The sequence below is a fragment of the Stenotrophomonas sp. PS02300 genome (genome assembly GCF_029959395.1).
GTDB lineage: Bacteria > Pseudomonadota > Gammaproteobacteria > Xanthomonadales > Xanthomonadaceae > Stenotrophomonas > Stenotrophomonas maltophilia_AD.
In genome coordinates this window covers 1-4,290 of the sequence record NZ_JASCOP010000205.1, presented here as the reverse complement: position 1 = coordinate 4,290, position 4,290 = coordinate 1, and the positions used below count along the sequence as shown (strand labels likewise).

General features: G+C 70.0%; 3 protein-coding genes and 2 pseudogenes. 2 read left to right on the top strand and 3 right to left on the bottom strand.

Going from position 1 to position 4,290, the window contains the following annotated elements; genetic code table 11:
* Both QMX79_RS20165 and QMX79_RS20160 read left to right on the top strand, forming a co-directional pair.
* Nucleotides 1-680: pseudogene (locus tag QMX79_RS20165) on the top strand (transposase); the annotation flags it as partial.
* Nucleotides 681-703: 23 nt separating this feature from the next.
* Nucleotides 704-913 (top strand): hypothetical protein, encoded by a 210-nt coding sequence (locus QMX79_RS20160; RefSeq protein ID WP_019186274.1) that lies wholly within the window; start codon nt 704-706, stop codon nt 911-913.
* Between the two features lie 40 nt (nt 914-953).
* Here QMX79_RS20160 and QMX79_RS20155 read toward each other — a convergent pair whose 3' ends face one another.
* The 3 genes and pseudogenes from QMX79_RS20155 to QMX79_RS20145 all read right to left on the bottom strand — a co-directional run.
* Nucleotides 954-2,408 carry a GntP family permease gene (locus QMX79_RS20155; RefSeq protein ID WP_282248362.1) on the bottom strand — a complete coding sequence of 485 codons (1,455 nt, stop codon included), beginning with the start codon at nt 2,406-2,408 and terminating at the stop codon, nt 954-956.
* Nucleotides 2,409-2,410: 2 nt separating this feature from the next.
* The gene (locus QMX79_RS20150) at nt 2,411-3,520 is read right to left on the bottom strand and encodes a patatin-like phospholipase family protein (RefSeq protein WP_164146001.1); all 1,110 of its coding nucleotides are present in this window, start codon (nt 3,518-3,520) and stop codon (nt 2,411-2,413) included.
* Nucleotides 3,521-3,584: 64 nt separating this feature from the next.
* Nucleotides 3,585-4,169: pseudogene (locus tag QMX79_RS20145) on the bottom strand (phosphoribosylanthranilate isomerase); the annotation flags it as partial.
* Between the last annotated feature and the right edge of the window lie 121 nt (nt 4,170-4,290).

Genomic DNA, 4,290 nt, shown 5'->3' with positions numbered 1-4,290 from the left:
GCGACGACGGCATGGATGGGCTGCGGATGAGTTCGATGACCTACCGCATCGCCACCGGTCGCGACGCTGGCCGCAAGGTCGTCACGCTGCAAACATTGCCCGGTGACGCAGGCTCGCTGGAGGGCGATGCCGGCAAGGTCGGCGGCTTCTCGCTGCATGCCGGCGTGGCCGCGGAAGCACACGAAAGCCACAAGCTCGAAAAGCTGTGCCGCTACATCACGCGCCCGGCGATCAGCGAGCAGCGGCTGTCGATCTCACCGCAGGGTAGGGTGCGGTATCAGCTCAAGACGCCGTGGCGAAATGGGACCACGCATGTCGAATGGGATGCGGTGGACTTCATCGCCAAGCTGGCGGCACTGGTCCCGCCACCTCGCGCGCATCTCACCCGCTTCCACGGCGTATTCGCCCCGAATGCAAACCTGCGCGCGCAGGTGACGCCATCGGGGCGCGGCAAGCGGCCTGCGGGCGATGCGGCGCCGGTGGACGCAAGCGCCCACGACGAGCCGCGCAGCCCCGAGCAGAAGCGCCGTGCGATGAGCTGGGCGCAACGGCTCAAGCGGGTCTTTTCCATCGACGTCACCACCTGCGCCCACTGCGGCGGCGCGGTGCGGATCGTCGCCAGCATCGAGGAACCCAAAACCATCCGCGCCATCCTCGCCCACTTCGAGAAACACGGCGCGCCCGCCTGGCGCATGTCACCCGCGTGCGTTTCGAGTGGCTGGCCACCGGCCGTGGCCCGCTGGCCTGGGAGGCGGATCCGGACGACATTCCGGCACTCGACGCCGAACTGGTCCACGACCCGCTCGAGCGACGCCTGCTGCAGGCGTTCCGCTGCGGCGGCCGCGAAACGCGGCGCCTGCTGCTGGGACTGGCCGACGCGCAGCTGGCCTCGATCCAGCCGCGCCGCGCCTGAGCATCGTGCCGGGCGGCGCCGTCACGCCGCGCACGTGCGCTCAGAACGACCCGAACATCGTCCCCAGCACGATCACCACCACCAGCGCCACGATCGAGCCGAGCACCGCGGTCACCGCGATGTCGCCGTAGCTGTCGCGGTGGGTGCAGCCGCACACCGCCAGCAGAGTCACCACCGCGCCGTTGTGCGGCAGGCTGTCCAGGGTGCCGGCGCCGATCACCGCCACCCGATGCATCAGCTCCGGCGACAGTCCGGTCTCGTAGGCGATGGCCATGAAAGTCGGACCCAGCGCATCCAGGGCGATGGTCAGGCCGCCGGACGCCGAGCCGGTGAGGCCGGCGAGGATGTTGGTCGCCACCGCCAGCGACACCAGCGGACCGCCGCCGATGCCCAGTACCCAGTCGCGCACGATCTCGAAGGCCGGCATCGCCGCGACCACCGCGCCGAAACCGACCAGGCTGCCCACCGCCAGGATCGGCAGCACCGAGGCGTTGGCGCCGGAGTCCATGCTCGAACGCAGCGAGGGGAAGCGGCGCAGGTTCAGCGCGATGGTGGTGGCGATCGCCGCGGCCAGCGCCACCGACACCGACCACACGCCCGCCACCTCGGACAGCGAGGTTTCGCCGAAGCGCGCGTACTGCAGGTAGGACACGTCCATCCGCGGCAGGATCAGCAGCGACATCAGCAGGTTCACCCCGATCACCACCGCCAGCGGCGCGAACGCAACCAGCGCCGACGGCAGGCCGCTGCCCTGGACGCCATGCGCCGCCTCGGCCGGATCGAAGGGCTGCGCCACCGCCGCGCGTTCGCGCACGATCTCGTCCTCGGCCACCATGCCGGCGTCGGGCGTGGCCAACTCGCCGAAGCCTTCGCCCGCCAGCCGCGCGCGACGTTCGGCGCGGGCCAGCCACCACAGGCCGAACGCCAGCATGATCGCCGAGGCGATCAGGCCCAGCCCGGGCGCGGCGAACGGCGTGGTGCCGAAGAACGGCATCGGGATCGCGTTCTGGATCGAGGGCGTGCCGGGCATGGCCGACATGGTGAAGGTCATCGTGCCCAGCGCCAGCGCCGGCGGCATCAGCCGACGCGGGATGCCGGCGCCGCGGAACAGCACCGCGGCCATCGGCACCAGCACGAAGATCGCCACGAACAGGCTCACCCCGCCGTAGGTCACCAGCGCGCCGGACAGCACCACCGCCAGCATCGCCCGCCGGGTGCCGAGCTTGGCGGTCATGAACGCGGCGATGGCCTCGACCGAGCCGCTGTCCTCCATCAGCTTTCCGAACAGCGCGCCGAGCAGGAACAGCGGGAAGAACTGGGAGATGAATCCGGCGGCGGCCGACATGAAGGTCAAGGTCCAGTGCGCCAGCAGCGGCTCGCCGGAGAACGCCGCCACCACCAACGCCGCGGCCGGCGCCAGCAGCAGCACGCTCCAGCCCCGGTAGGACAGGTACATCAACAGGCCGAGGCCGGCCAGCATGCCCAGCAGTCCCATGCTCACACTCCTTCCAGCAGCACGTTCAGGTCGATCGATGAGCGCTTGCCCAGGTTGGCGCCGTCCTGCGCCAGGAAGGACTCGGCCACGCGCCGCCCCTCCTTGTGCAACATCTCCAGGAACGCCCACTCGGCGCTCATCTTCGACGAGGAATCCAGCACGGCGGCCAGGTCGTTGCGCACCAGGTGGATGCGCTTGCTCGCCCAGCGCGCGCCCTCGCAGTTGCCCACGTCGGCCACCTGGCGCAGCAGCGCGATCATGCGCAGTTCCTTGAGCAGGCCGGCGTTGAAGGAAATCTCGTTGATCCGGTTGAGGATCTCGCGCGCGCCGGTCGGCCGGTCGGGACGCTCGACCGGGTTGACCGCGACCAGGATCACGTCGTCCGAATTGCAGTCGCGCACCAGCGGGGTCATGGTCGGGTTGCCGGAGTAGCCGCCGTCCCAGTAGTACTCGCCGTCCACCTCCACCGCCTGGAACATGTTCGGCAGGCAGGCCGAGGCCAGCAGCACGTCCGGGCTCAGTTCGGCGTTGCGGAACACCTTGCCGCGGCCGGTACGCACGTTGGTGGCGGTGATGAACAGCTTGATGTCCGACTTCGACAGCGCGTCGAAATCGAGTGAGCGCTCCAGGATGTCGCGCAGCGGATTGACGCCGAACGGATTGAGGTCGTAGGGCGACCACAGCCGCGACACCAGGTCCATGGCCAGGAACGCCGGCGAGCCCTCCAGGCTCCAGCGTCCCATCAGCACGTCCAGCGGCCCGCGCTGCAGCGGACTGAAGCGCGCTGCGTCGGACACCGCGCGCCAGAACCGGGCCAGCGCCTCGCGCGCGCCCTGGCGACTGCCACGTTCGAAGCCATCGACCAGCACGGCCGCGTTCATCGCGCCTGCGGAAGTACCGGACACGCCATCGATCCGCAGCCACTCCTCTTCCAGCAAGCGGTCGAGCACGCCCCAGGTGAAGGCGCCGTGCGAGCCGCCGCCCTGCAAGGCCAGGTCGATGGACAGGAGTTCGGGCGGCGGCGCCGCACGGCTCTTGCGGCGCGGCGCCGGCTTGGACGCAGCGGTCTTCCTGGCCGGGGTGGCCTTGCGGGTGCGGGCCGGAGTGCTCATGGGTGGATCCGTAGGGACGGGGGAAAACTACAGGACACACGCAGCGCGTAAAGGAAAACGCCGTTCAATCGGGACCGGTACCGTCGGCACGTCGCACTTCCGCCACGAAGCGGCGCATCTTCTCGCCGTCCTTGACTCCCGGCGCGACTTCGATCCCGCTGGCCACGTCCACCGCCCACGGCGAGGTGGCGCGGATCGCGTCGTGCACGTTGTCCGGCGTGATCCCGCCGGCCAGCACGAACGGCCGGTGCAGTCCGCCGGGGATCGCGCTCCAGTCGAACGTGTGGCCGGTACCGCCGGCTGCGCCCTTGCCGTGGCTGTCGAACAGGAAACCGTCGGCGTTCGGCCAGCGCTCTTGCAGCGCGGCCGCATCCCAACGCTCGCCCCCGCCCATCGGCACCGCCTTCAGCCAGGGCATGCGGAAGGCGCTGCAGAACGCATCCTCTTCGTCGCCGTGGAACTGCAGCAACGCCGGTCGCACCATGCGCACCACTTCACGCACCTCGGCCACGGTGTTGTCGCGGAACAGCGCCACCGCGCCGACCATCGGCGCCAGCGCCAGGCGCAGTTGCCGCGCCTCGGCCGCGCTGACCCGGCGCGGACTGCCTTCGGCGAACACGAAACCGACCGCGTCCACGCCCAGTTGGGTATAGGAAGTTCAACCGCCCTTTTTTGCGAGTCTGGCGGGTAGGAAGCGGCCGCGCAAGCGCCGCTTTGGGCACAGATCGGGCACAGATCGGGGGTTCATGCGTGGGTTTTCGACATCGCGG